We start from the raw sequence: 23,470 nt of genomic DNA, 5'->3' as shown, positions 1-23,470 counted from the left end.
GCAGCGCCAGTCATGCTGCAGAAGGTTCGGCGCTTTCCGCATTCTCATCATCGGCAAACGCTGTTTCATCGGCGTCTTCGTCAACATCATCGCTGTTCTGCTCTTTCGTATCTGCCTCTTCCTGCATTGCGTCATAAGCGTCTTCAACGGGATCCAACAGACCCGCTGCCTTCAACTCATCGATACCGGGCAGATCACGGTGGCTGGACAGCCCAAAGTGATCCAGAAATTCGGGTGTGGTGGCGTAAATCACCGGGCGCCCCGGCACTTCGCGCCGCCCGGCGAGCTTGATCCAGCCCGCTTCCATCAGCACGTCAAGCGTGCCCTTGGCGGTCTGCACGCCGCGGATTGCTTCGATTTCCGCGCGGCTGACCGGTTCATGATACGCAACAATCGCAAGTACTTCGGTGGCAGCGCGACTAAGCCGACGAACCTGTTCGCGTTCACGGCGGAGAAGATGCGCCAGATCGTGGGCGGTTTCGAAATGCCAGCGCTTTCCGCGTTCAACCAATTGGATCCCGCGACCTTCGTAGTGCGCTTGCAGCTCCAACAAAGCCTCTCGCACCGACGAAGTCTCCAAGCCTCCCAAATGCCCGGCCAAAGCGTCGACCGACATCGGCTCTTCAGATGCGAACAACGTTGCTTCGACAGCGCGTACCGTATCGTCCAATTGCTCTGCGCTCACTGCGTTATCCTCCGAATACGCATCTCTCCGAAGATCTCTTCCTGCGCGATTTCCGCCCTTCCCAAGCGGGCCAACTCCAACGCTGCGACAAAACTGGAAGCCAATGCAGACTTGCGCAGTCGCGGCTCGGCATGGGGCGGCAGGAATTCCCGTATTCCCATCCACTCCAGCGTTACACCCAACATGGCAGACACACGATCAAGCGCGCTATCCAGCGTCATCACCGGGCGATCAGACACGTGGTAAATCCGGGGCGCAGTGCGCGCCTTGACCTGCCCATAGCCCTGGATCAATGCGTAGCTATCGCAAGTCCATTGCGTCTTTCGATCAATCCGCAATCCTTCCGGCGCTCCGCGCAAGAACACATCGCGACCGATCCGATTGCGACCCATCAGCCGCGCCGCAGCTTCGCGCATGGCGCCCAGGCGTTGCAGGCGTAATTGCAGTTTGAACGCCAGCTCTTCTGGGCTTGGATCTTCCTGCTCTTCCTTGGGCAGCAACAGCGAAGATTTGAGATAGGCAAGCCAGGCGGCCATCACCAGATAATCTGCCGCAAGCTCCAGCTTAAGCGCTTCTGCACGGTCGATGTAACCCAGATATTGATCAACCAGAGCAAGAATGGAAATCTGCCGAAGATCGACTTTCTGCCGCCGGGCCAAGTCGAGCAATAGGTCTAGCGGGCCTTCCCAACCTTCAAGCTCAAGGTAGAGCGCCCTGTCATCCGGCTTCTCGGCCGCCGCGATGCCGCCCCAGCTCTCGGCATCGTCATCTGACATCGGCGTTTCGATAAGCAGGCTCTCGTCGCTCATGCTGCTTCTCCTGCCAATTCCAGCAAACTATCACGCTTCGCGAGCAGCTCTGTGTGCTCGCCAAGGTCATCACGCAGTTGTGTAGTTTTCAGCGCATTGTCCAAACGTGCCAGTGCCACCTGGTCCATAGCCGGCAATTGGTCAACAATTGCAACCATGTCCGGCATTTTCGCCCAGCAGTTGAGCACGATATCGCAGCCCGCCGAATGCGCCGCAACGGCGCGTTCGGGAACGGTTCCGTTCAGGGCTTCCATATCGATGTCATCCGTCAACAAAAGACCGTCAAAGCCGATACGCTTGCGGATGATCTCGCTGATGATGAAAGGTGAGAGCGTGGCGGGTTTATCCTTGTCCCACGCATTGAAGAGCAAGTGCCCGGTCATGCCGATTGGCGCTTTGTTCACAGCTCGAAACGGAGCGATATCCAATTCCAGTTCTTCCTCGCTTGCGGTGACCGTTGGCAAGGCATGATGCGTATCCGTGGTTGTCCGGCCATGGCCCGGCATGTGCTTGATGCAACCCGCAACACCGCCTTTGGCGAGCCCATCCAGAATGGCACGGCCAATTGCGGCCACTTGCATCGGTTCGCTGCCCAAGGCGCGATCACCGATTACGTCATGTGCGCCCGGCTGGCGGACATCGAGCGGTGGATGAAAATCGACCGTGATGCCCATCGCAGAGAGTTCGAGCGCCATCGCATGCGCGCCGGCTCGCGCCGCCTCAATCGCGCTGGCAGGGGCAATTTGATAAAGCGCATCAAAAGTCTGCCCAGAGGGATAATGCGCCCAATGCGGCGGCCTCAGTCGGGCAACCCGCCCGCCCTCCTGATCGATCGAAACCAGCAGCTGCTCCCGCCCGTGAATGGCGCGAAGATCATCGGTCAGCGCGCGCAATTGCTGCGGATCGACACAGTTGCGTCCAAACAGGATGTAGCCAGCCGGATCGGCCTCGCGAAAGAACGCGCGCTCCTCTTCGGTGAGCTGGGCTCCGGCAATCCCGAATATGGCAGGTGTCATGGGCAAAAAATTCGCAGCTAAGCACCGTTACGGCAAGGCGAATGATCATTACTTTGGGGGAAAACGATGCTTTCCAGCACCATTTTAGCGCATTCGGCGCATTCCGCGCGCCCTACTGCTTGATATTGCAAGCAATGCCATCGGCTTTAAGGCCGTTGCAGAGTGTTCGCGCCGTCGCCAGATCGCCGGGAAGCGCTTGCAAACGGTAGACTGTGCCGATGTCCGCCTGCCCCTGAACAATCCGGTAACGCACACCGTTGAGCAATGTGGTTTGCCCACGCAATGTTACCCAGCCGGATTCGGCCTTTGCCCGGGATCCGTATGCGCCCACCTGAACAGCTACACCGCCGTCTGCTGGGGCGCTTCCGCCCTCTGGATGCGTTGTAATAGTTGGACGCGGTGCACTGGTTGGCGCAGCGATCGGCGTTGATGTTTTCACATCAGCCAATTGGGTTTCCGCCGAGACGCCTTCACCCACTCCGGGCGCGACATTACCCGTTCCGGCGAATTCCTTGCCACCCGGGTCCGCAGGGCGCTCTTTATAGGGGCCTTCGGGCGCCTTGATCGTGCTGCCATCAGCAACGATCTGCTCACCCTGGAGACTGTTGGAATACCACCAGACGCCGCCAATCCCGGCGACCAGCAAAAGCAACAACACACCAGCAAACGTCACGATACGCGAGGTATCAACCGCACCCTCATCCGGATCATATTCATCGGATTCGAGCCATGGCAGGCTGTCGTCACTATCCAGCGCCAACTCATTATTGCTGCCAGTGTCACTCATAGAGATCACACTCACATCTCCTCAACCGCGTCGACCCCCAATATCTTTAAGCCGTTTCGGATAACCTGCCCCAATTGAGCGGCAAGGAAAAGCCTTGCAGCGGACAATTCCGGCTTATCTGCCACGATAAAGCGTCTGTCCGTATCTGTGCGGCCGAGCGTGTAGAAAGAGTGCAGAGCGCTAGCCAGCTCATAGAGATAGAACGCAATCCGGTGCGGTTCGCGCGCTTTTGCCGCAGCTTCCACTTCACGCGGGAACTGTGCAGCCAGCTTGATCAGCGCAAGCTCTTCTTCGCCCAACGCAGCAAGATTCGCTGCAGAGGGGGCAATCCCCTCATCAGCCAGCGCCTTGCGCAAATTCGAGCAAATCCGGGCATGGGCATATTGTACATAGAACACCGGATTGTCTTTTGAGGCTTCAATCACTTTGGCGAAGTCAAATTCCATCTGCGCTTCGGGCTTGCGCGTCAGCATGGTGAAGCGAACAACATCCTTGCCGACTTCTTCCACCATATCGGCAATAGTGATGAAGTTGCCCGAACGTTTGGACATCTTGACAGGCTCACCACCACGCATCAGCTGAACCATCTGGACCAGCTTCACATCGAACGGCACGGGCTTGCCCTGCCCCTCGGACAGCGCAGCAACCGCGGCCTTGATCCGCTTGACCGTGCCTGCGTGATCCGCACCCCAGATGTCGATCAGCGCATCAGCGCTTTCCGCCTTCTGCATATGATAGGCGAGATCAGCGCCGAAATAGGTCCACGCCCCGTTCGATTTCTTGATCGGGCGATCCTGATCGTCTCCAAACTGGGTCGAACGGAAAAGCGGCAGCTCAACCGGCTCCCAATCCTCTGGTGGAGCCTTGCCCTTCGGGGCTTCGAGGACACCATCATAAACCAAGCCATATTCACGCAGCCACGCTTCGGTAGCTTCGGGTTTGCCTGCGGCCTGTAGTGCGGCCTCGGACGCGAATTCATCATGATGAATTCCCAGCGTGGCCAGATCGGATTTGATGAGATCCATCATCTTCGTGACCGCTTCGGCGCGGAAAATCGGCAGCCATTCCTGTTCAGGTGCTGACTTGAACCGGTCACCGAGCTCGCTTGCCAGATATACCCCGACCGGTTTCAAATATTCTCCCGGATATAGTCCCTCGGGTATCTCGCCGATATCATCGCCCAGAGCTTCCAGATAGCGAAGGTGCGCCGAGCGTGCGAGCACATCAACCTGTCCACCGGCATCATTGATATAATATTCGCGCGTAACATCATGGCCTGCGAATTCGAGCAGGCTGGAAAGCGCATCGCCCACCACTGCGCCGCGACAATGACCCATATGCATCGGGCCGGTGGGGTTGGCAGAGACATATTCGACATTGACCCGCATGCCTTCGCCCATCCGAGAGCGACCATAGGCATCGGCCTGGCTCGCAATTACGCCAAGTTCTTGCAGCCAAACAGCCGGATCCAAGCGCAAATTGATAAAACCCGGGCCTGCAACCTCAGCGCTTGTAATCGCGGGATCATCGATCAGCTTGCCTACTATTGCCTCGGCCAGCGCGCGCGGATTGGTTTTTGCAGGTTTGGCCAGCACCATGGCGGCGTTGGTGGCCAGGTCGCCATGACTTGCATCGCGCGGCGGCTCGACCGCGACGTTAGCCAGGTTTGTGCCTTCGGGAAGCACGCCATCAGTCTCAAGATCGGCCAAAACGGCCGCGATCTCGGCTTCGAAATTCTTATAGAGTGTCATTGTGTCGGACATACATCTGTGCGCCTAGCCGAATTGGCCAGAATCGCAAGAATTCAGGTAATGAAAGCGCGCTTCGCTTAGCGCGTCACATTATAGGCAAGCTGGTCTTGAGTGAGCTGAAAACCGATCAGCATCTCAAAACTTGCCCGCTGGATAGCGGCGCGCACTTGCGGATCGGCCAGCGGATCAAGCGCTGCATCTGGATCACCTGCACGTCGTCGACGGGTGATCTGCAAACGGATTTCCTCTGGCAGGGTTGCTTCGGTCCGATTTACAAACGAACCAGCCTGCGCGGTTGCACTCGCCCGTTCCTGGCCATCAGCGAAATTCAGCGTCACTGTGCCAACGCTTTTGGTCACAACTGCGCTGCCGCCGCGAAGGACAGTAACGAAGTAAGGCAGTTCGACCGTACGCGCACCACGGACATCGGTACGACGCGCCTGCACATCGAATGTGGCGCTGGTATAGACTTGGTCTGCCGTGCTGTTCTCGTCACATGACGACCGCAGGTTTGTAATCGCCGCGGTCATATCAAGGTTGTTCGCGGTTCGATCGCCCTCAATGCGGAAGGCGGTGATATCGCCGGTGTAGTCGGGAATCCCCACTGCAGGGCATTGGCCCAAAACAGTTGTGATACCCACGCCTTGATCAACAACCAGCTCGCCTTCGTTTGTGCAGCCGGCCAGACCGGCGACAAATGCGGTTGCTGCCAAAATGCGAAACTTGCGGTTCATCGCGTTACGATCCTCAATCATTGCCTTGGCCCGCACCAGAATATGCTGGCCGTAGAATACATCGACACGCCCTAGCGGTGCGCGTCACAAAGCGCTAGAGGGCGTGACATGAACGCGCTCTTTCAACAAGCAGAATCGGGGGAAAATAGCCCCGCCCTCAAACTCTTGATCGCAGCCCCGCGGGGGTTTTGCGCCGGGGTAGACCGTGCAATCGAGATCGTTGAAAAGGCGCTCGAACGGTATGGCGCACCGGTGTTTGTGCGGCATGAGATCGTCCATAACAAATACGTTGTGGAAGATTTGAAGGCCAAGGGCGCGATCTTTGTCGAAGAGCTGGACGAAGTGCCCGATGATGCACCGGTGGTATTCAGCGCACATGGTGTGCCCAAATCAGTCCCGGCGGAGGCTGAACGCCGCAAATTGATATATGTCGATGCGACATGCCCTTTGGTGAGCAAAGTTCACCGTCAGGCGGAACGCCAGATCGAAAAGAACCGCCATATCATCTTTGTTGGCCATGCCGACCATCCGGAAGTAATCGGAACCATGGGGCAGGTTGAACCGGGCCAAATGACACTGGTGGAAACGGTTGAAGACGTTGCGAGGCTTGAGTTCGCAGAGAGTGATGACTTGTCATTCCTTACACAGACCACCCTTTCAGTCGACGATACCCGAGAAATTCTCGAAGCCCTACAAGCCCGCTTTCCTCAGATTGTGGGACCCAAGGCCGAGGATATTTGTTACGCGACATCGAACCGGCAGGCAGCGGTAAAAAAGATCGCGCCTGAAAGCGATCTGGTGCTGGTCATCGGCGCGCCCAACAGTTCGAATTCGCTGCGGCTGGTCGAAGTGGCAGAGCGTCTGGGGACGAAAGCATATTTGATCCAGCGCGCAGACGAAATTGATCCTGAGTGGCTCAACGGTGTCGAGACGATCGGTCTCACCGCGGGCGCCTCGGCTCCGGAGAAGCTGGTCCGCGAAGTTATTGACCGTTTCAGCCAATGGCGCGACGTGAAAGAAGAAACGGTCAAGGCGGCAGAAGAGAAAATGGTCTTCAAATTGCCGCGGCAATTGCTTGAATAGCGGCAGATTCAACTGATGGCGGTTTACACACATCTCGGAGCAGAAGAGCTCGCGGAGCTGATCGCAACATATGATGTTGGCGAACTCGTTTCTGCCAAGGGCATTGCCGAGGGCGTGTCGAACAGCAATTGGATCATCGAGACAAGCGGGAGCGATGGCACTGGCGCTCGCTTCATCTTGACCATGTACGAACGGCGGATCGAACTATCGGACCTGCCGTTTTTCTTGTCTTTGCTTGATCATCTGGCTGCAAGGGATTGCCCGGTGCCAGGCACAATCCATGATCGTGAAGGCGCTGCATTCCGGATGATCGGTGACAAGGCAGTTGCCATCATCGAGTATCTGCCTGGCGTCTCTGTGGACCACCCAACGGCCAATCAAGCTCACTCCGTAGGCAAAGCGCTTGCGCAAATGCATCTGGCGGTCGATGATTTTGAACATCAGCGACATCAAACCATGGGTCTTGCCGAATGGGACCACACAATCAATCGTTGCGGCGCCGAAGCGCTGGACAGAATTGACCCGGCACTGGCAGACTTTGCGTTTGATGAGCTTGGTGTACTGGCAGGCGATTGGCCCGGTGGTTTGCCGCACGGTGTCGTGCATTGCGATCTGTTTCCGGACAATGTTCTGATGTTGGGTGATGAGGTTAGCGGCCTGATCGATTTCTACTTCGCAGCGACAGACTTCATTGCCTACGATCTGGCCGTGACGCATGCCGCGTGGAGCTTTGAGCGCGGCGGGCATAGCTATCGACCAGAGATCGGAGCAGCCTTGTTGAGAGGGTACCAATCGGTCCGCGAATTGAGCGCGGCCGAATTGGCGGCCATGCCGGTATTTGTTCGCGGGGCATGCATGCGGTTTATTTCATCACGCGCTGCAGATTGGCTCGATACACCTGACGGCGCCTTGGTAGCACGCAAGGACCCGATGGATTTTGTCCGCCGGTCCCAATTCTATGCAAGCTCCGGATCAGCACTGTTCACACCACATGTCTGAGGCAGGCAGCAAACCCATGCGACAGGTTGAGATCTTCACGGACGGTGCCTGTAAGGGCAACCCCGGCCCCGGAGGCTGGGGGGCGCTGCTGCGGATGGGCAAGCATGAAAAGGAATTGTCCGGTAGCGAGCTGGACACCACCAACAATCGGATGGAGATGACCGCGGTGATTGAGGCACTCAATGCCCTGACCGAGCCTTGCCGGATATCTCTCTATTCAGACAGCAAATATGTGATTGATGGAATCACGAAATGGGTTGGCGGCTGGCAAAAGCGCGGCTGGAAAACGGCGGCGAAAAAGCCGGTGCTGAATGCAGATTTATGGCACGATCTAATTGAGGCAGCCGCAAGGCATGAAATCGAATGGAATTGGGTCAAAGCGCACAACGGACACCCTGAGAACGAGCGGGTTGACCAGCTGGCAAGCGAAAGGGCCGAGCAAGTCGGACGAGGCGAGTAACCTCAACCCAATTTGATCGACCCTTTTGAAACGCGTTCTGCGAACTCTCAAGCAAAAGTCAGTAGTTGTCGACGACCTCTGCATTCGGCCCGTTCTTCAGAGCAGACGCAATCGCGTTATTCGCGCTTGCCTTCGAGCTGTAGCCTTCAGTCCACCAGATCGTTTCCGAATTGTAGATGAAATACGAAACGAATTCGCCTTTCTTGTTTTTGCGAATTTCGAAGCGGTGCGCCATGTAATGGCTCCCTCAAAGGCATTGAACTAAGCCGTGCCGTAGCGTCACCAATTCAAAAAGCTAGACCAAGCGTCGCGATTTTACGTGGCTTTGCAAATGCTGCCGCTTAGCAAAAGCGATCCGGACAATAGAGCGCCAGATCAAGGCCTCTAGTCAATTCGTCTCGCCCTTTCCCAAGCAACAATTGTGCGCCCAATCGCGCGGCGGCAGGTGCGGTTTGAATCCCGTAGCCGCCCTGACCTGCAAACCAGAAAAAATTCTCGATGCGGGGATCAAACCCGTAAACCGGCCGGCGATCAGGTGCGAAGCTGCGCAGCCCCGCCCATTTGCGCTCTACCCTCTCTACGTTCCATTCTGTCACGTTCTGGAACCGATCAATAGCAAGCGCTACGTCGAATTCTTCAGGCGCAGCATCGCACGGATCGGTGGGGGTTTCATCATGGGGGCTAAGCCACAACCGGCCCCCGCTTTCCGGTTTGAAATAGAAACTGCCGGAGATATCCAGACACAATGGCTGGTCAGGTGACAATGGCGGATCGGTGCGAAGCTGAACCACCGTGCGACGCAAAGGCTGGATACCCAACGGAGTTGCCCCGGCCAGCTTTGCCAAGGCATCTGCCCACGCCCCCGCTGCGTTGACGACGATTCTTGATGTATAGCGCCGACCATCTTCGCATTGAATGTCCCAGCCATCGGGAAAAGCATTCAGGTCCCGCACCCGAGCTCGGCAATTGGGTTCGACGCCATTTCGTTTGGCTCGTGCGAGGTAATGCGCATGCAGCCCTGCCACATCGATATCTGCACATGCACGCTGCAAGATCGCACGGTCCCATTCGGGACGAAGGCCAGGCACCATTTCATCCAAAGTTGCTCGATCAATCTGTTCGAACTCGGCTCCCGTGTCCGCAAAGCGCATGACAAATTCATCAATAAGCGGCTGATCCGCCTCGCGCGCGAGATAAAGCGCGCCGCGGTCGCTCAAGAATCCGTGCTCTCTTAGATAACCGCCCGAGGCCATTGTCAGAGGGACAATCTCCGGACCGCCATAGCAGGTTTCCCAGAATGCGGCGGACCGCCCGGTCGAGTGATAGCCCGGCACATCTTCAGCTTCGAGAAGCAAGACGCGCACTGATGCGCCGACCTCAGCCGCTAAACTCGCGCCTGCCATTCCAGCGCCAATAATCGCAACGTCGAATTGTTCGGTCACTTTTGCGGAGCCACCCGATCCAAAAACTCGTCTATTGCTGTCTTTGCCCTCTCCCGCACGGCATCAGTATCGCGCAATATTTCATGCTGAGCTTCCTCGCCAAAACGCACCAGCTCACCCGCTGGCAATCTTTCGGCGGCCTCTTCGATGACGCGCACGGATACAAGCTTGTCGTTCGATGTTCCCAATAGCAGCACGGAGGTGTCGACGCTTTCCAATAGGCCCGGCGCAAACAGGCACCGCATGGATGCATAACTTCGCTCAACCCAGCCCCAGCTTCCCGGCCCCATAACCAGTTCAGGCCGTTCGTTGCGCCACCATTGCTCATCCTCATAGCGATCATCATCGCCCGTCAGCAGCGCTTGCCGACCAGCCGGCACAACGCCGGGCTTTTCGTTCCACTTCCATGCCGGGCGCTTTGGGTCCCCGATCGCGCACATAAGCTTAGCGGCAAGGTGCCCGATTGCAGATGGTATTGAACCCACAAAGCCCAACATCGGTGCGGACAGAACCATTGCGTCGGGATCGACTTTGCGTTCCGCAATACCCCGCAAGACCAAATGTCCGCCCATAGAATGTGCAGAAAGTATGTGCGGCCTCGGAGTCGCTGCCTTCCAGTCCGTCCAGAAGGATTGAAGATCATCAATCCAAGTCGCGAAGTCATCCACATGGCCGGTTACCGCATCATTCCCCAATCGGCCGGAGCCCGCTTGCCCGCGCCAATCCGCGGCCGTCACGCGCCAGCCGGCCCGATGCCACTCTTCCAGCGTCTCAAGGTACTTCTCGTAATTATCGCCGCGCCCGGGAAAGAACAGGATCGAACCGCGCGGCGTGCCGCCTGTTTCCAGACCGGGCCAATCGATCCGGCGGATCTTGTGACCGTCTTGAGCAGTCCAGAAACTCTCGGTTGCATGGACGGGAATGGCGCGGCGGTTGATCTGTTCCAAGGCTGTTTCGCTCACGTGGCTAATTTCAACTCTCTGGCCGTGGTTACTTTTTAGTAAGTCATAGTCTTTAGCACTGTGTCCCAAGGGAAACCTTGGGGGCCAAATGTTGATTGAATTTCTATACTACGGACTGCTTGTCGGCTTGGCAATCGCGCTGCTGTTCGCGGCGTTCACTGATCTGCGTCGGCGCCAGATCGACAACTGGCTCAATGCCGGAATCGCTCTGGCTGCTCCTGTATTCTGGTGGAGCAGTGGTCTGTCGATCTGGCCGGGCGTCGCCATGCAACTGGGCGTTGCGGTCGCTGCGTTTGCGCTCTTTGCCGGACTGTTTGCAGCAAAGATGATGGGCGGCGGTGATGTCAAACTGCTCACCGCACTTGCGCTTTGGATCGAGCCGACCTGGTTTCTCAGACTGCTTGTTGTGATGGCGCTCGCCGGCGGCGTGCTGACCATCGTGATGGGCGGTTGGCACATCATCCGCAGACATAAAAATCGGATCGCAATTCCATATGGAGTGGCGATCGCAATCGGCGGTTTGTGGGTGCTTGGCGCACAATATTTACCTCGGTTCAACTCATCTTCTGGATTGGGATGAACCTGGTTTTAACCAGTTCGATAATATCCGGACAAACCATTCCCGCCCGAATTTTTCGGGCCGAACTAGGGGGCTTGATTAGCCATGGATAGGAAGAAGTTTGTTTTGCTGCTTTTAGCACTGGTCGTTGCGGTCGGTACAGCATTGGCAGCTCGGAGCATGTTTGCCGGATCTTCGGCACCTGAAGTTGAAGCGGCACCTGTGCCTGAAGGACCAAAGGTTCTCGTGGCGCAGCGCGCACTGCCAACCGGCACTATTATCACTGCGGACGCGTTGAGCTTCCAACAGTGGCCGGAAGAGCTGGTGCAGGACGCATACTTCCTTGATGGCGAATCAGACATCAATCAATTGCTCGGCACGGTTGTTCGGCATTCGGTCACCGCTGGTGAGCCTGTAACGCAAGGCTCTTTGGTGAGCCCTGGCGATCGCGGGTTCCTTGCAGCGGCGCTTGGGCCAGGCATGCGTGCAGTGACGGTTCCAGTGTCTGCAAAGACCGGCGTTGCTGGCTTCGTATTCCCTGGTGACCGGGTTGATCTCGTACTGACACAAACTGTCACCGGCGATGATGGCCAGCCTCTGAAAGCAGCAGAGACCGTTCTCCGCAATCTTCGCGTGTTGGCAACTGACCAAGCAACCAATCAGGAAACTACCGAAGATGGCCGCACCATTGTTCGCGCATTCAAGACTGTTACTTTGGAGGTGACACCGACAATCGCGGAGAAGGTCGCCGTTGCACAGACAATCGGCACGCTCAGCCTCGCCCTGCGCTCAATCGCAGACAATCAGGCAGAACTTGAGCGCGCGATTGCTTCAGGCGACGTTGTCATCCCTGATGACGCTACTCCGGAAGAAGAAGAGCGCATTCTGCGTGCAGCAATGAACCGTCCGGCAGAGCGTGGCACTTCAGTCAGCACTGGCGGTGACGTGTCGCGTTTCCAGCGCCGCACAATGCCGGTGATCGAAGCAGCTCAACCTAAGAACGCCGATGGTACCCCTATCGTACCTGGTCCGAAGGTTCGCGTTTCGCGGGGCAGCAACACCTCCGAGGTAACGCTCGGTAATGCTGGAACCGCACTCAATCTGCAAAACGCTCAAAACGTCCGCGCCGGGGGCCAGATGGTTCCTATCGCCGGCAAATCAGTAATCCGGTGAGGAGCGGCACGATGACAAGCATTTTTAAACCGAGGGGCAAGACCATGAAAAGTCGCCTGACTGCCAAATTGCTGCTTGCCAGCCTGGCCTTCGCGCCATTGGCTGCGGCACCGATGACGACTGTGACAGCGCAAACCTTCGCTTCACCTGCAGAGGAAATTGTGATCTCGATTGGCCGCGGTCAGTTGATCTCAGTCCCTGGTCAGATGTCAGACGTTTTCATCGCCAATGACACTATTGCCGATGTACAGGTTAAATCCCAGCGTCAGCTGTATGTATTCGGCAAAGCCGGTGGCGAAACCACAATCTACGCCAGTAACGCACGCGGTGATGTGATCTGGTCTGCCAATATTCGCGTTGGTTCAAACATCGAAAGCGTCGACCAGATGCTGGCTCTGGCTATGCCAGATGCAAAAGTCAGCGTCGCCACAATGGGTTCGGACACGCTGCTTTTGACCGGCACAGTAGGCTCGCCTGAGGATGTTTCAGAGGTCGAGCGACTTGTGCAGGCATTCGTTGGTGACGATACCAATGTCATCAGCCGCATGCGCATGGCCACGCCGCTGCAAGTGAACCTGCGTGTTCGCTTTGCAGAGGTCAGCCGTTCGCTGGTTCGATCGATCGGTGGCAACCTGAACACCTTTGACGGCACAGATGGCTTCCGCTTTGGCGTTTCAACTGGTCGTGAAGGTTTCCTTCCACGGTGGACCGTCAATGGGCCGGTATTCAATGGTGGAACTGAAGCTGCCGACGGTGCGTCGCTTGTAAAGCAAAATGCTCCGGGAACGACGATCTCAGGCTTCGACAAGTTCCTGGGTCTTGATCTGGCCAGCGCGCTTGATCTGGCTGAAACAAGCGGCCTTGTTACCACTCTGTCAGAGCCAAACCTGACCGCGCTTTCTGGCGAAACAGCTGAATTTCTGGCGGGCGGAGAATTTCCGATCCCAACCAGCCAGGGCCTTGGTTCGACATCGATCGAATATCGTAAATATGGCGTAAGCCTGGCCTACACACCAACGGTGCTTTCCAACGGCCGGATCTCGATCCGTGTGCGTCCGGAAGTCTCCGAACTGTCGTCGCAAGGTGCAGTGACCATCAACGGCTTCCAGATCCCGGCGCTTACAACACGCCGCGCTGAAACAACCGTTGAGCTTGGTTCAGGCCAGAGCTTCATGATTGCTGGTCTGATGAACAACAACGCTCAGTCTACAATCGACAAGGCGCCAGGGCTTGGTGACATGCCAATTCTTGGCAACCTGTTCCGTTCACGCTCATTCCGTAAGGGCGAGACCGAGCTGGTTATCGTGGTTACTCCATATCTGGTGAAGCCGGTCAACGACCGCGACATCCGCCTCCCAACCGATGGTTTTAACGCGACAACCGAGCTGCAACAGTTCCTTGGTTTCCGCAGTCATGGTGCAAACGGCGGTGAGCGCCCTAACCCGCAACCGGGCAATGGCGGCGGTGCACCTGATGTGGGCGGCGTGACCCCTGATGCAGTGGCGCCTCGCCGTGCCGAAGACGAAAATAACGAGGGTCGCAGCGCAGCTGTCGCGACTCCTGGTTTCAACCTCTAATTGAGAAAGGTGAGAACAATGCCCCTTGCAAATCACAGCAAGCTAGCAGGCGCACTCGCCCTCTCGCTCGGCCTCGCGCTGGGTGCATGCGGCGGAATGCCAACCACCAAGAGCCTCTACAGCGTCAATCAACCTGTCGTAGAGCGCAACAACTACACATTCGACGTACAGTCGAGCCAGAGCGGCCTCAGCATTGCTGACCAGCAGCGTCTCGATGGATGGTTCGAAGCACTCGAACTGGGTTATGGTGATCGTGTTTCGATTGATGACCCTCTCGCCAGCGATGCTGTGCTCGAAGCCGTCAGTCAATTGGCTGGACGCCACGGCGTACTGCTTTCGGATGAGGCGCCGGTCACCTCTGGCGCATCACAACCAGGCTATGCCCGCGTTATAGTAACGCGTTCGAAAGCTCATGTGCCGGGATGCCCAAATTGGTCGGCTACTTCCGACATGAACTATAACAATGGGACCAGCCCGAACTACGGCTGTGCAACCAACAGTAACCTGGCTGCCATGATCGCAAACCCGGAAGACCTGATCGAAGGTCAAAAGGGTACGGGTGAAACCGTGATCATGAGCTCAAGCAAAGCGATCGAGACATATCGCGATGCGGCTCCGACCGGAGCCGGCGGCCTATCAGAAAACGCAACCGGAGGTAACTAAGCCATGAATGCGCCCTGGAAATCCGGAATGCCCGGCAATCGTGATCCGTTCGCTGCCTATATTTGCGACGATGCTGCGCTTGACGTTCTACGTCCGGTAGTTATCGAGCTCGGCTGGCAGCCGGAAAAGTGCAACAAGGGTGGTTTGCGCAACGCGATCCAATCACTCAGCGTCAGCGCCAGCCCGAACATCCTGCTGGTTGACTTGTCGGAAAGCGGTGACCCGCTGAATGATATCAACGCTTTGGCCGAGGTCTGCGAACCTGGCACTGTTGTGATCGCAATCGGTCAGGTGAACGATGTTCGCCTTTATCGTGACCTGCTTGCGAGTGGGATTCACGATTATCTGCTCAAGCCGCTTTCAGCCGGCCAGCTGCGTGACGCGCTAAACCAGGCACAAGCCGTTTTTACCGAGCCCCGCAACCAGGACGGCGAAGTGGTAAAGCACCACATCTCAACCGCTATCATTGGAACGCGTGGCGGTGTGGGTGCGTCCACACTGGCTACTTCGCTATCTTATTTGTTCAGCGAACAGCACAAGTCGCCAACTGCGCTGCTTGATCTTGATGTGCACTTCGGCACTGGCGCTCTGGCGCTGGATCTGGAGCCGGGCCGCGGCCTGACAGACGCAATTGACAACCCAAGCCGCATTGACGGCCTGTTCATCGAACGTGCCATGATCCGTGTCAATGACAATATGTCGATTCTATCGGCAGAGGCACCGATCAACCAGCCGTTGATGACCGATGGCGCTGCTTTCGTTCAGCTGGAGGAAGAATTCCGCCAAGCGTTTGAAATGACAGTGATTGATCTGCCACGTAACATGCTGATCAACTTCCCGCATGTTCTGTCACACGTGAACCTGGTGTTGCTGGTCAGCGATATGACGCTTGCGTCAGCTCGTGACACGATCCGCATTCAGTCCTGGCTGAAAACGAACGCTGCTCATGCTCACACAATGGTGGTGGCCAACAAAGTTCAGTCGGGCGTTTCGGAAATCAGCAAAGCTGACTTCGAAGACTCGATCGAACGAAAGGTGGATTACATCATCCCTTACGACGCGAAGGCCGCTGCGAACGCTGCCAAGCTGGGACAGCCATTCGTAGAAGCAAACCAGTCAAGCAAGGCAACCAATGCGATCAAGCAGGTTGCCGAGCGCGTGATGGGTGCGAGCGAGGAAGATTTCAAAAGCGTGGACGAAGGCAAGAAATCGTTTCTGGGCGGCTTTGATCTGAAGTCTTTGCTGGCGAAGAAAGAAAAGCCGGAACCTGCCGAGGAACCGGCTGAGTAATCAGCGATGAGCATGGGTGGCGGGTCCGAATTTCGGTCCAGCCGCCCCACTCTTCCCTGATGCATGATTTGATTTAAGGAAAGGCGGGACAATCGCATGGGCATTCTTCAAACCCTGCTGCTGGTTGGCTTCATAATGGCACTGCTTCTTGGCGGGTACGTAGCCTTTGCCGGCCCATCGGTTGGCAAGGCTGCCAATCGCCGCCTCGAAGCTGTCCGCTATCGTCACTCTGAAAGCACGGACACCAAGGTTGAATCGCAGCTCAAAAAAGCGATCGCAGCGCGTAAGCCAAAGCTACATAAGGTTGCCGGTTCAACGTCGCGCATTGATGCCTTGGCCATACGGCTGGATCGCACTGGCAAGAACTGGACGCCTTCGCAATATGCCTATGCCTCCATTGGTCTTGCGCTGTTTATCGCGGTGGTCTTGTACTTGCGCACCGACGCTCTTTTGTTGTCGCTCGGCGTGGGCATACTGATCGGTGCAGGTATCCCGCATCTCGTCGTCAATTTTGCGATCACGAAGCGGACCAACCAATTCAATGCGAAATTCCCCGACGGGATCGAGCTGCTTGTTCGCGGTCTTCGCTCCGGTCTGCCAGTTACTGAAACACTCGCCGTTGTTGCTCAGGAAGTTCCAGGCCAAGTCGGCGTAGAATTCAAAGGGATTGTCGAGCGCATCAAAATCGGTCGGACAATGGAGGAATCTCTCCAGGAAACAGCAGACCGTCTTGGCATCGCTGAGTTCAATTTCTTCTGCATCACCTTGGCCATCCAGCGCGAAACGGGTGGCAACCTGGCAGAGACGCTCTCGAACCTGGCGGATGTACTCCGCAAGCGCTCACAGATGAAGCTGAAAATCCGTGCCATGAGCTCGGAATCGAAAGCTTCAGCCTATATCGTCGGCTCGTTGCCTTTCATCGTGTTCATCATGGTGTGGATGGTCAACCCAGAATATTTGGGCGGCTTGTTCACCGACGATCGCCTGATCGTTGCAGGGCTTGGCGGTATGGTCTGGATGTCGATCGGGGCATTCATCATGGCCAAAATGGTCAGTTTCGAATTCTAAGCGAGGGAAACGGAAATCATGTTGAATACACCATCCGGACCCACGCTGCTCGGCTTTGATGTCATCGTCGTCGGCTCGATCCTGGCCGGGATCGCAGCTCTTGCGGTGATGTTCGCCATCTATAATGCAGTCACAATCAAAGATCCGATGGCAGGGCGCGTCAGAGCGCTCAACGATCGGCGTGACGAACTGAAAGCCGGTATCATTACGCAAAGCGCCAAGAAGCGCACCAGCCTCGTTCGCAAGACCGACAAGACTGACAAGGTCAAGCAACAGCTTCAAGGCATGAGGGTACTGCAGGATAGCCAGATCAAGGACATCCAGCAGAAGCTTGCCCATGCCGGTATCCGCAACAAAGAACTTGCGGTTTACGTCATCGGAGCGCGCGCCATACTTCCGATCGTCCTGGGCCTTGCAGCCTTTGTGATGCTTTATGTTGTCGAGATCTATCCCGATTGGGAGATGAAGCGCGTAATGGCTTTGGCGGCAGCGGTGTTCCTCGGATACAAGGGACCAGAGCTCTATATCGGCAATATCGCGAAAAAGCGTACAAATGAGATCCGCAAGGGTTTGCCAGACGCGCTCGACCTGTTGGTCATCTGTGCCGAAGCCGGTTTGACAGTCGACGCAGCCTTTAACCGCGTGGCTAAGGAATTGGGGCGCGCGTATCCGGAACTGGGCGATGAATTTGCTCTCACCGCAATCGAGTTGTCCTTCCTGAGCGAGCGCAAGACGGCGTTCAATAATCTGGCCTATCGGGTTGATCTGGAACAGGTGCGCGGTGTTGTCACCACCATGGTTCAGACAGAGCGCTATGGTACGCCGTTGGCCTCGGCGCTGCGTGTGCTGTCTGCCGAATTCCGGAACGAGCGTATGATGCGCGCAGAGGAAAAAGCGGCACGCCTTCCGGCTATCATGACTATTCCGCTGATCATGTTCATTCTACCTGTGCTGTTCATCGTGATCCTTGGGCCAGCGGCCTGTTCGATCAGCGATGCGCTGTTCACAGACCAATAGGTTTGCAAAAGACTAGGGCGCGGGTGTTTCGGCAATTCATGTCGTCGCACCCGCGCTCTAGTCGTTCGTCTTCTCCGCAAGATTTGCCGCCCGCCCGCGCATTCGTTTAAGCAAGGAACGAAATTGCTGCTGCTCGGTAGCATCGAAATCAGCAAACAGATCGCGCTCCGTCGCAAGAGCCAGTGGCATGACCTCTTCGTGAATTGCCCTGCCTTCGCCAGTCAACTGCAGAAAATGCGAGCGCCCGTCATCCTTGTTTGGCGCGCGAGCCACCAGGCCGCGATCTTCCAGAACCTTGCACGCACGATTCACCGCGACCTTGTCCATCAGCGTCGCCGCAGTAAGCGATCGCTGGGTCAATGCAGCGCCGCGTGCATGCGCATCGCCTAATACCGCGATCACGCGCCATTCAGGGATCTTGAGAGCGAACCGCTTGTGATACCGCTCCGCAATCAGACTGCTTACCGCGTTCGAGGCGATCGAAAGCTGGTAAGGCAAGAAGCTCTCTAATTGCCCCTCGGGCAATTCGTGATCACGGTTATCTCCCATCAGGTCAGTCATTGTTCCATGTTGTCATCACTATGGTTTCCCATGAAACGATAGCGGGATGCAAGAGCCGCGCAAGGAGGCGGCAAGAGATTCTTCAGCGATACTCGGCAGCATCCCACCAAGGATAGAAGTCCGGCATATCTTCGCTGACCTTGCCCGGATATTGTGGCGCACGTTTCTCCAGAAAGCTCGCGATACCTTCCTTCGCATCGGCCCCTCGCGAGAGACGGTAGATCGCGCGGCTATCAATCTTGTGCGCCTCCATTGGGTGACTACCACTAGGCAAGCGCCACATCATGGCGCGGGTCATCGCGACCGAGACTGCCGATGTGTTGTCCGCAATCTCGCGAGCAAGCCCTCGTGCCGCATCCATTAATTCGGATAGTGAATAAATATCCTTAATCAATCCACCATTACGCGCCTCTTCTGCATCAAATATGCGCCCAGTGTAGCACCATTCCAATGCCTGGCTGATTCCGACAAGTTTCGGCAGGAACCAGCTGGAGCACGCTTCCGGCACGATTCCACGCCGGGCAAACACGAAACCATACCGTGCATTCTCGCTCGCAAGCCTGATATCCATAGCCAGCTGCATGGTTGCACCGACGCCCACTGCCACGCCATTGCAGGCAGAGATCAGCGGCTTCTTGCTTTCGAACAAACGCAGTGTAAGCAGACCGCCGCCATCGCGCACTTTGGGATCAGACAAGTCCTCAACTTCGGAGGGGTCAGAGAACACATGCCCTCCCCCCTCAGGTGTCAGATCGGCGCCTGCGCAGAATGCGCGATCACCGCTTCCTGTAAAGATAACCGCGCGCACGCTGTCGTCGACGTCGATGTCATCCATGGCAGCCATGATCTCTTCGCCCATGATGCGCGTGTAGGCATTCATCTTTTCCGGGCGGTTGAGCGTGATCGTCGCAATCCCATCAGCCTTGTCGACCAGTATCTGCGTGTAATCGTTCATGTCTTTTTCTCTCCGTCAAATCCTTCAGCTTGGAACACATGGAACACTGTCCTAAGGCAAGAAGAAACCCGCCCGCATTCTGCCGATATCTGGTGCAGGACAATGGAAGTTTTGGTCACGCAATGTCACGGCCAAAAGCGATAGGGCAATGCCGACCGAGTAGGATAGAAGGCGACTGACGCACTTTTACCAAGAGCCGCATTGTCATGCAGCGCGCGTCAGCCGGATTCGTCCAGCAACAGAATCCTCCAGATTGATCGGTCAAACGATAACGCCGCCTGCACCACATTGGGCGCGGACGGCGTTTGACATCCTGAGTTCGCTGTTACGCTTAACGAGGCGCCATTCTGATAGCTCCATCGAGCCGGACGTCTTCACCGTTGAAATAGCCGGTTTCGATCATGGTCATCGCGAGCTTCGCATATTCTTCGGGATAACCGAGGCGCTTGGGGAATGGCACGCTGGCTGCCAGCGCTTCCTTAACCTGCGGCGGTGCTGCATTCATCAGCGGCGTGTTGAAGATACCAGGCAGGATCGTGTTGACGCGAATTCCTTCGCGCATCAGATCACGTGCAATTGGCAACGTCATGCCAACAACGCCGCCTTTTGACGCTGAGTAAGCCGCTTGGCCAATCTGACCGTCTTCAGCGGCAACCGAAGCGGTGTTGACGATAGCGCCGCGGGCGCCCTCTTCATTCATCGGGTCAAGCGCCATCATGCCTGCTGCAGACTTCGCGATGCACCGAAACGTGCCGATCAGGTTGACTTGAATGACAAAGTCGAACGCGCTGATCGGGAAATGTTTGATTTCGCCCGTCTGCTTGTCGCGGCTCGCAGTTTTGATTGCATTGCCGATACCTGCGCAATTCACCAGAATACGCTCTTGCCCGTGCGCTTCGCGCGCCTTGGCAAAGCCTGCATCCACGTCGTCATCGCTGGTCACATTGACCTTGCAGAACACGCCGCCAATATCGGCTGCAACAGCTTCGCCCTTCTCTTCGTTCATGTCGAAGATCGCGACTTTCGCACCTTTGGCCGCGAGTGCGCGCGCGGTTGCTTCACCAAGACCAGACGCGCCGCCTGTGACAACAGCTGGGGTGTTTGCAGAGACTTCCATCAGATATTCCTCTCAGATTTCGGGGTTTAAAGCGCTTCGATGATGGTGACATTGGCAACGCCGCCGCCTTCACACATCGTCTGAAGGCCGTATTTCTTGCCGTGACGCCTCAGCGCATGGACGAGTGTCGCCATAAGCTTGGTGCCCGATGCGCCAAGCGGGTGGCCCAGCGCAATCGCGCCGCCATGGAGGTTCAGCTTGTCCGGATCAGCGCCGGTGTGCTTGAGCCACGCCATCGGAACAGGCGCAAAAGCTTCGTTCACTTCGTAAAGATCGATGTCCTCGATCTTCATTCCAGCGCGTTCGAGCGCCCGGTCAGTCGCGAACAGCGGCTCTTCCAACATGATCACGGGATCGCCAGCGGTCACAGTGAGGTTGTGTATGCGAGCCATCGGCGTAAGGCCATGCGCTTTCAGTGCCTGCTCGCTCACTACCAACACAGCAGATGATCCATCGCAGATCTGACTGGCAGAGGCGGCGGTCACACGGCCATCGGGCGCCAGCAGTTTAACGCCGGCAATTCCTTCCAGTGTCACATCGAAGCGGATGCCCTCATCCACCCTGTGCATCTCCTCGCCTTCAGGCGTGTCGATCTCGATTGGCACGATCTCACTATCGAACGCGCCCGCTTCGGTCGCTGCAATGGCCTTTTTGTGGCTGTCCAGACTGAACTGGTCGAGCATATCCTTGGAAAAGTCATGCTTCTTCGCAATCATTTCCGCGCCCATGAACTGGCTGAACTGAATGCCGGGATATTTTTCTTCGAGGCCCGGCGATTTGTAATGGCCCAGCCCTTCTTTCATGTGGAAGGTGGCATTGGTGCCCATGGGAACCCGAGTCATGCTCTCAACGCCGCTAGCGATCACAATGTCCTGCGTCCCGCTCATCACCGCCTGCGCGGCGAATTGGATCGCCTGTTGAGAGGAACCACACTGGCGGTCAATCGTCACGGCCGGGGTCGATTGCGGAAGAAGCTTGGATGCAAGCACGCCCATCCGGGCAACCTGCATCGCTTGCTCGCCAGCCTGGCTGACGCAGCCTGTCACCACATCATCAATCGCTTTGGGATCTACGCCGCTGCGCTCAACAATCGCATCAAGCGACTTGGCGAGAAGATCGACCGGATGCACGCCGGCAAGGCGCCCTCCCCTTCGGCCACCAGCGGTGCGCACGGCGTCTACAATATAAGCTGTCGGCATTGGGGTTCTCCTCTCTCGCGTTGCGAATGGCAACGGGGGTTAAGCACGCTTTACGTTTGCGTCAACCGCGATTGTCCTGTCGCGCAGACGAGACTTGGCAGGATTGCGCGTGAGTGCAATGGACAGTGCGCGATGGGCATGAACACCCCCGATATGGATAGGTTGGCGGCCGAAGCCGATGGCTGGAGGCGCTCGGGTGCTCTGTTGCGCGCGCGCGAGGCTTTCGATACAATTCTTGAGCAGGACAGCAAGCACCCGGCAGCACTACGAGGGCGCGCACGGATCGCCCTGGCTTGCGGGGACGATGATACGCTGGATTGGTTCGATCGCGGCCTGGGGATTGATCCGGGCAGCGCAGACCTATGGCTTGGCAAGGCGCAGGCACTAGATATCACAGGCGACAGCAAAGGCGCGCTGGCGATTACGCGGCAACTCGTGGAACAGGCTCCTAACTGGTTGGAAGGATTGCGGTTCCTGGCGCAATTGCGTGTTGCGCGCGGCGATAGCGATTTTTCCGGCCACTATGCTTCTGCTGCGCGCAAGGCGCCTCGCGACCCCAACATCCTCTATGACTGGATAAACCAGTTGGCTGCGCTGGATCGCTTCGCGGATGCCGCTGAGGTCGCTGGACAAGCCGCGAAAGCATTCCCAAACGAAGCGGTATTCGGCTTGATGCACGCTTCGAACGTAAGCGCATCGGGCGAGCTGAGCATTGCCGATCAGATATTCGCGGGTTTGACACTCGACACTGCCGAACGGCAGCGCAACGAGGCACGCCACCGAATTCGTCGAGGTGAATTCGATCTCTCTGAGGATCTATTGGTCAAGGCGTTGGCGGCAGATGGGGGTGATATCGCCGCGTGGGCGCTGCAGGGGTTGGTCTGGCGCGCGACAGACAAGGCAAGATCCGATTGGCTGCATGACCAGGACAACTTTGTATCACGGATCGAAATGAGAGATGAAGCCGGAGCACTCGATGCGGCTTTGCCGCTCTTGCATGAACTCCATGACGCCGCATCCATGCCAATCGGTCAATCTCTGCGAGGAGGAACGCAAACTCGGGGTAATCTGTTTGATCGATTGGAGCCTGAGCTCGGTGCGCTCAAGCACGCGATCGAAGCGACATTAGAAGACTATCAAGTTGCCCTGCCGCTCTATGACAAAAGCCACCCCTTACTTTGCCATCGGGATACGCAATGGCAACTCGCGGGGTCGTGGTCAGTTCGCCTTTCCGGAGGCGGAGATCATCACAAGTCGCACATCCACCCTGCTGGCGTCATCAGTTCCGCCCTTTATGTCGATGTTCCGGCCCAGTGGACTGGAGACGACGAGCAAGCAGGCTGGTTGGAGATTGGACGCCCGCCGGATGATCTGATGCTGGATATGGGCCCACTCGCAACCATTGAACCCAAGGCAGGTTATCTCGCACTTTTCCCAAGTACACTTTATCATGGTACGCGGCCATTCCGGTCGGGCCGACGCATGTCGGTGGCATTCGACGCTGTCGCAGTCAGCTGAGTTGACAAACAAAAGGCCCGCCTCCTCGCAGAGACGGGCCCTTTA

Annotated in this window: 24 protein-coding genes; 11 read left to right on the top strand and 13 right to left on the bottom strand. The window is 56.8% G+C overall.

From position 1 onward, the window contains the following. Nucleotides 1–10: 10 nt before the first annotated feature. From scpB to QZ487_RS08525, 6 genes are all read right to left on the bottom strand, one after another. A complete protein-coding gene (gene scpB / locus QZ487_RS08550) occupies nucleotides 11–685 on the bottom strand; it encodes an SMC-Scp complex subunit ScpB (protein ID WP_296024304.1) in 675 nt (224 codons plus the stop codon). Further along, a complete protein-coding gene (locus QZ487_RS08545) occupies nucleotides 682–1,494 on the bottom strand; it encodes a ScpA family protein (protein ID WP_285975624.1) in 813 nt (270 codons plus the stop codon). Before QZ487_RS08545 ends, scpB begins: the two co-directional genes overlap by 4 nt. Continuing rightward, nucleotides 1,491–2,510 carry a beta-N-acetylhexosaminidase gene (gene nagZ, locus QZ487_RS08540; protein WP_296024298.1) on the bottom strand — a complete coding sequence of 340 codons (1,020 nt, stop codon included), beginning with the start codon at nucleotides 2,508–2,510 and terminating at the stop codon, nucleotides 1,491–1,493. Before nagZ ends, QZ487_RS08545 begins: the two co-directional genes overlap by 4 nt. 112 nt (nucleotides 2,511–2,622) lie before the next feature. After that, nucleotides 2,623–3,297 (bottom strand): SPOR domain-containing protein, encoded by a 675-nt coding sequence (locus QZ487_RS08535; RefSeq protein WP_296024294.1) that lies wholly within the window; start codon nucleotides 3,295–3,297, stop codon nucleotides 2,623–2,625. A gap of 11 nt (nucleotides 3,298–3,308) precedes the next feature. Next, a complete protein-coding gene (gene argS, locus QZ487_RS08530; RefSeq protein ID WP_296024293.1) occupies nucleotides 3,309–5,060 on the bottom strand; it encodes an arginine--tRNA ligase in 1,752 nt (583 codons plus the stop codon). A 65-nt stretch (nucleotides 5,061–5,125) separates the two neighbouring features. After that, nucleotides 5,126–5,782, bottom strand: coding sequence for a hypothetical protein (locus QZ487_RS08525; protein WP_296024291.1), 657 nt, complete (start codon nucleotides 5,780–5,782; stop codon nucleotides 5,126–5,128). A gap of 108 nt (nucleotides 5,783–5,890) precedes the next feature. Between QZ487_RS08525 and ispH the strand changes: the two genes are divergently transcribed. From ispH to rnhA, 3 genes are read left to right on the top strand one after another with little or no spacing between them, the layout of a single operon-like run. After that, nucleotides 5,891–6,865 carry a 4-hydroxy-3-methylbut-2-enyl diphosphate reductase gene (ispH, locus tag QZ487_RS08520; RefSeq protein ID WP_285975629.1) on the top strand — a complete coding sequence of 325 codons (975 nt, stop codon included), beginning with the start codon at nucleotides 5,891–5,893 and terminating at the stop codon, nucleotides 6,863–6,865. Nucleotides 6,866–6,880: 15 nt separating this feature from the next. Then, the gene (locus QZ487_RS08515; protein WP_296024289.1) at nucleotides 6,881–7,864 is read left to right on the top strand and encodes a homoserine kinase; all 984 of its coding nucleotides are present in this window, start codon (nucleotides 6,881–6,883) and stop codon (nucleotides 7,862–7,864) included. A 16-nt stretch (nucleotides 7,865–7,880) separates the two neighbouring features. Further along, complete coding sequence (gene rnhA, locus QZ487_RS08510) at nucleotides 7,881–8,324, top strand: ribonuclease HI (protein WP_296024287.1); 444 nt, start codon at nucleotides 7,881–7,883, stop codon at nucleotides 8,322–8,324. A gap of 58 nt (nucleotides 8,325–8,382) precedes the next feature. On the opposite strand, the gene QZ487_RS08505 is transcribed toward rnhA, so the two are convergent. The 3 genes from QZ487_RS08505 to QZ487_RS08495 all read right to left on the bottom strand — a co-directional run bounded on the left by QZ487_RS08505 (nucleotide 8,383) and on the right by QZ487_RS08495 (nucleotide 10,737). After that, nucleotides 8,383–8,559 (bottom strand): DUF1508 domain-containing protein, encoded by a 177-nt coding sequence (locus tag QZ487_RS08505; protein ID WP_296024286.1) that lies wholly within the window; start codon nucleotides 8,557–8,559, stop codon nucleotides 8,383–8,385. Between the two features lie 106 nt (nucleotides 8,560–8,665). Then, nucleotides 8,666–9,766 carry an FAD-binding oxidoreductase gene (locus QZ487_RS08500; protein ID WP_296024283.1) on the bottom strand — a complete coding sequence of 367 codons (1,101 nt, stop codon included), beginning with the start codon at nucleotides 9,764–9,766 and terminating at the stop codon, nucleotides 8,666–8,668. Continuing rightward, nucleotides 9,763–10,737 carry an alpha/beta hydrolase gene (locus QZ487_RS08495; protein WP_296025318.1) on the bottom strand — a complete coding sequence of 325 codons (975 nt, stop codon included), beginning with the start codon at nucleotides 10,735–10,737 and terminating at the stop codon, nucleotides 9,763–9,765. The genes QZ487_RS08500 and QZ487_RS08495 overlap by 4 nt, the downstream gene beginning before the upstream one ends. A gap of 79 nt (nucleotides 10,738–10,816) precedes the next feature. Between QZ487_RS08495 and QZ487_RS08490 the strand changes: the two genes are divergently transcribed. The 7 genes from QZ487_RS08490 to QZ487_RS08460 all read left to right on the top strand — a co-directional run bounded on the left by QZ487_RS08490 (nucleotide 10,817) and on the right by QZ487_RS08460 (nucleotide 18,075). Beyond that, nucleotides 10,817–11,308, top strand: a complete 492-nt coding sequence (locus QZ487_RS08490) for a prepilin peptidase (RefSeq protein ID WP_285975634.1) — start codon at nucleotides 10,817–10,819, stop codon at nucleotides 11,306–11,308. A gap of 84 nt (nucleotides 11,309–11,392) precedes the next feature. Beyond that, nucleotides 11,393–12,460 (top strand): Flp pilus assembly protein CpaB, encoded by a 1,068-nt coding sequence (gene cpaB / locus QZ487_RS08485; RefSeq protein ID WP_296024281.1) that lies wholly within the window; start codon nucleotides 11,393–11,395, stop codon nucleotides 12,458–12,460. 11 nt (nucleotides 12,461–12,471) lie between these two features. Continuing rightward, the gene (locus QZ487_RS08480; protein ID WP_296024280.1) at nucleotides 12,472–14,037 is read left to right on the top strand and encodes a type II and III secretion system protein family protein; all 1,566 of its coding nucleotides are present in this window, start codon (nucleotides 12,472–12,474) and stop codon (nucleotides 14,035–14,037) included. A gap of 18 nt (nucleotides 14,038–14,055) precedes the next feature. Beyond that, nucleotides 14,056–14,700 (top strand): CpaD family pilus assembly protein, encoded by a 645-nt coding sequence (locus QZ487_RS08475; RefSeq protein WP_296024277.1) that lies wholly within the window; start codon nucleotides 14,056–14,058, stop codon nucleotides 14,698–14,700. A 3-nt stretch (nucleotides 14,701–14,703) separates the two neighbouring features. Then, nucleotides 14,704–15,990 carry a pilus assembly protein CpaE gene (locus QZ487_RS08470; RefSeq protein ID WP_296024276.1) on the top strand — a complete coding sequence of 429 codons (1,287 nt, stop codon included), beginning with the start codon at nucleotides 14,704–14,706 and terminating at the stop codon, nucleotides 15,988–15,990. Between the two features lie 96 nt (nucleotides 15,991–16,086). Next, complete coding sequence (locus QZ487_RS08465) at nucleotides 16,087–17,058, top strand: type II secretion system F family protein (RefSeq protein WP_296024274.1); 972 nt, start codon at nucleotides 16,087–16,089, stop codon at nucleotides 17,056–17,058. Nucleotides 17,059–17,076: 18 nt separating this feature from the next. Then, nucleotides 17,077–18,075 (top strand): type II secretion system F family protein, encoded by a 999-nt coding sequence (locus QZ487_RS08460; protein ID WP_285975640.1) that lies wholly within the window; start codon nucleotides 17,077–17,079, stop codon nucleotides 18,073–18,075. 57 nt (nucleotides 18,076–18,132) lie between these two features. On the opposite strand, the gene QZ487_RS08455 is transcribed toward QZ487_RS08460, so the two are convergent. The 4 genes from QZ487_RS08455 to QZ487_RS08440 form a co-directional block, all read right to left on the bottom strand. Continuing rightward, a complete protein-coding gene (locus QZ487_RS08455) occupies nucleotides 18,133–18,636 on the bottom strand; it encodes a MarR family winged helix-turn-helix transcriptional regulator (RefSeq protein ID WP_296024272.1) in 504 nt (167 codons plus the stop codon). Nucleotides 18,637–18,718: 82 nt separating this feature from the next. Then, nucleotides 18,719–19,591: a crotonase/enoyl-CoA hydratase family protein gene (locus QZ487_RS08450; protein WP_296024270.1), complete on the bottom strand. Its 873-nt coding sequence runs from the start codon at nucleotides 19,589–19,591 to the stop codon at nucleotides 18,719–18,721. A gap of 331 nt (nucleotides 19,592–19,922) precedes the next feature. Next, nucleotides 19,923–20,708: an SDR family NAD(P)-dependent oxidoreductase gene (locus QZ487_RS08445; protein ID WP_285975643.1), complete on the bottom strand. Its 786-nt coding sequence runs from the start codon at nucleotides 20,706–20,708 to the stop codon at nucleotides 19,923–19,925. 26 nt (nucleotides 20,709–20,734) lie between these two features. After that, complete coding sequence (locus QZ487_RS08440; RefSeq protein ID WP_296024268.1) at nucleotides 20,735–21,907, bottom strand: acetyl-CoA C-acetyltransferase; 1,173 nt, start codon at nucleotides 21,905–21,907, stop codon at nucleotides 20,735–20,737. Nucleotides 21,908–22,045: 138 nt separating this feature from the next. Between QZ487_RS08440 and QZ487_RS08435 the strand changes: the two genes are divergently transcribed. Then, nucleotides 22,046–23,425, top strand: coding sequence for a putative 2OG-Fe(II) oxygenase (locus tag QZ487_RS08435; protein WP_285975645.1), 1,380 nt, complete (start codon nucleotides 22,046–22,048; stop codon nucleotides 23,423–23,425). Nucleotides 23,426–23,470 lie beyond the last annotated feature (45 nt).

This window comes from uncultured Altererythrobacter sp. (genome assembly GCF_913057185.1).
GTDB classification, from domain to species: domain Bacteria; phylum Pseudomonadota; class Alphaproteobacteria; order Sphingomonadales; family Sphingomonadaceae; genus Erythrobacter; species Erythrobacter rubellus.
The sequence above is the reverse complement of the archived record's forward strand: the minus strand, read 5'-3'. Positions and strand labels throughout refer to the sequence as shown.

What these genes read in the sequence shown, in the direction of transcription:
- QZ487_RS08545 (WP_285975624.1), bottom strand. Translation starts at nt 1,494, where the DNA reads ATGAGCGACGAGAGCCTGCTTATCGAAACGCCGATGTCAGATGACGAT.
- nagZ (WP_296024298.1), bottom strand. Translation starts at nt 2,510, where the DNA reads ATGACACCTGCCATATTCGGGATTGCCGGAGCCCAGCTCACCGAAGAG.
- QZ487_RS08535 (WP_296024294.1), bottom strand. Translation starts at nt 3,297, where the DNA reads ATGAGTGACACTGGCAGCAATAATGAGTTGGCGCTGGATAGTGACGAC.
- argS (WP_296024293.1), bottom strand. Translation starts at nt 5,060, where the DNA reads ATGTCCGACACAATGACACTCTATAAGAATTTCGAAGCCGAGATCGCG.
- QZ487_RS08525 (WP_296024291.1), bottom strand. Translation starts at nt 5,782, where the DNA reads ATGAACCGCAAGTTTCGCATTTTGGCAGCAACCGCATTTGTCGCCGGT.
- ispH (WP_285975629.1), top strand. Translation starts at nt 5,891, where the DNA reads ATGAACGCGCTCTTTCAACAAGCAGAATCGGGGGAAAATAGCCCCGCC.
- QZ487_RS08515 (WP_296024289.1), top strand. Translation starts at nt 6,881, where the DNA reads ATGGCGGTTTACACACATCTCGGAGCAGAAGAGCTCGCGGAGCTGATC.
- rnhA (WP_296024287.1), top strand. Translation starts at nt 7,881, where the DNA reads ATGCGACAGGTTGAGATCTTCACGGACGGTGCCTGTAAGGGCAACCCC.
- QZ487_RS08505 (WP_296024286.1), bottom strand. Translation starts at nt 8,559, where the DNA reads ATGGCGCACCGCTTCGAAATTCGCAAAAACAAGAAAGGCGAATTCGTT.
- QZ487_RS08490 (WP_285975634.1), top strand. Translation starts at nt 10,817, where the DNA reads ATGTTGATTGAATTTCTATACTACGGACTGCTTGTCGGCTTGGCAATC.
- cpaB (WP_296024281.1), top strand. Translation starts at nt 11,393, where the DNA reads ATGGATAGGAAGAAGTTTGTTTTGCTGCTTTTAGCACTGGTCGTTGCG.
- QZ487_RS08480 (WP_296024280.1), top strand. Translation starts at nt 12,472, where the DNA reads ATGACAAGCATTTTTAAACCGAGGGGCAAGACCATGAAAAGTCGCCTG.
- QZ487_RS08475 (WP_296024277.1), top strand. Translation starts at nt 14,056, where the DNA reads ATGCCCCTTGCAAATCACAGCAAGCTAGCAGGCGCACTCGCCCTCTCG.
- QZ487_RS08470 (WP_296024276.1), top strand. Translation starts at nt 14,704, where the DNA reads ATGAATGCGCCCTGGAAATCCGGAATGCCCGGCAATCGTGATCCGTTC.
- QZ487_RS08465 (WP_296024274.1), top strand. Translation starts at nt 16,087, where the DNA reads ATGGGCATTCTTCAAACCCTGCTGCTGGTTGGCTTCATAATGGCACTG.
- QZ487_RS08460 (WP_285975640.1), top strand. Translation starts at nt 17,077, where the DNA reads ATGTTGAATACACCATCCGGACCCACGCTGCTCGGCTTTGATGTCATC.
- QZ487_RS08455 (WP_296024272.1), bottom strand. Translation starts at nt 18,636, where the DNA reads ATGACTGACCTGATGGGAGATAACCGTGATCACGAATTGCCCGAGGGG.
- QZ487_RS08450 (WP_296024270.1), bottom strand. Translation starts at nt 19,591, where the DNA reads ATGAACGATTACACGCAGATACTGGTCGACAAGGCTGATGGGATTGCG.
- QZ487_RS08445 (WP_285975643.1), bottom strand. Translation starts at nt 20,708, where the DNA reads ATGGAAGTCTCTGCAAACACCCCAGCTGTTGTCACAGGCGGCGCGTCT.
- QZ487_RS08440 (WP_296024268.1), bottom strand. Translation starts at nt 21,907, where the DNA reads ATGCCGACAGCTTATATTGTAGACGCCGTGCGCACCGCTGGTGGCCGA.
- QZ487_RS08435 (WP_285975645.1), top strand. Translation starts at nt 22,046, where the DNA reads ATGAACACCCCCGATATGGATAGGTTGGCGGCCGAAGCCGATGGCTGG.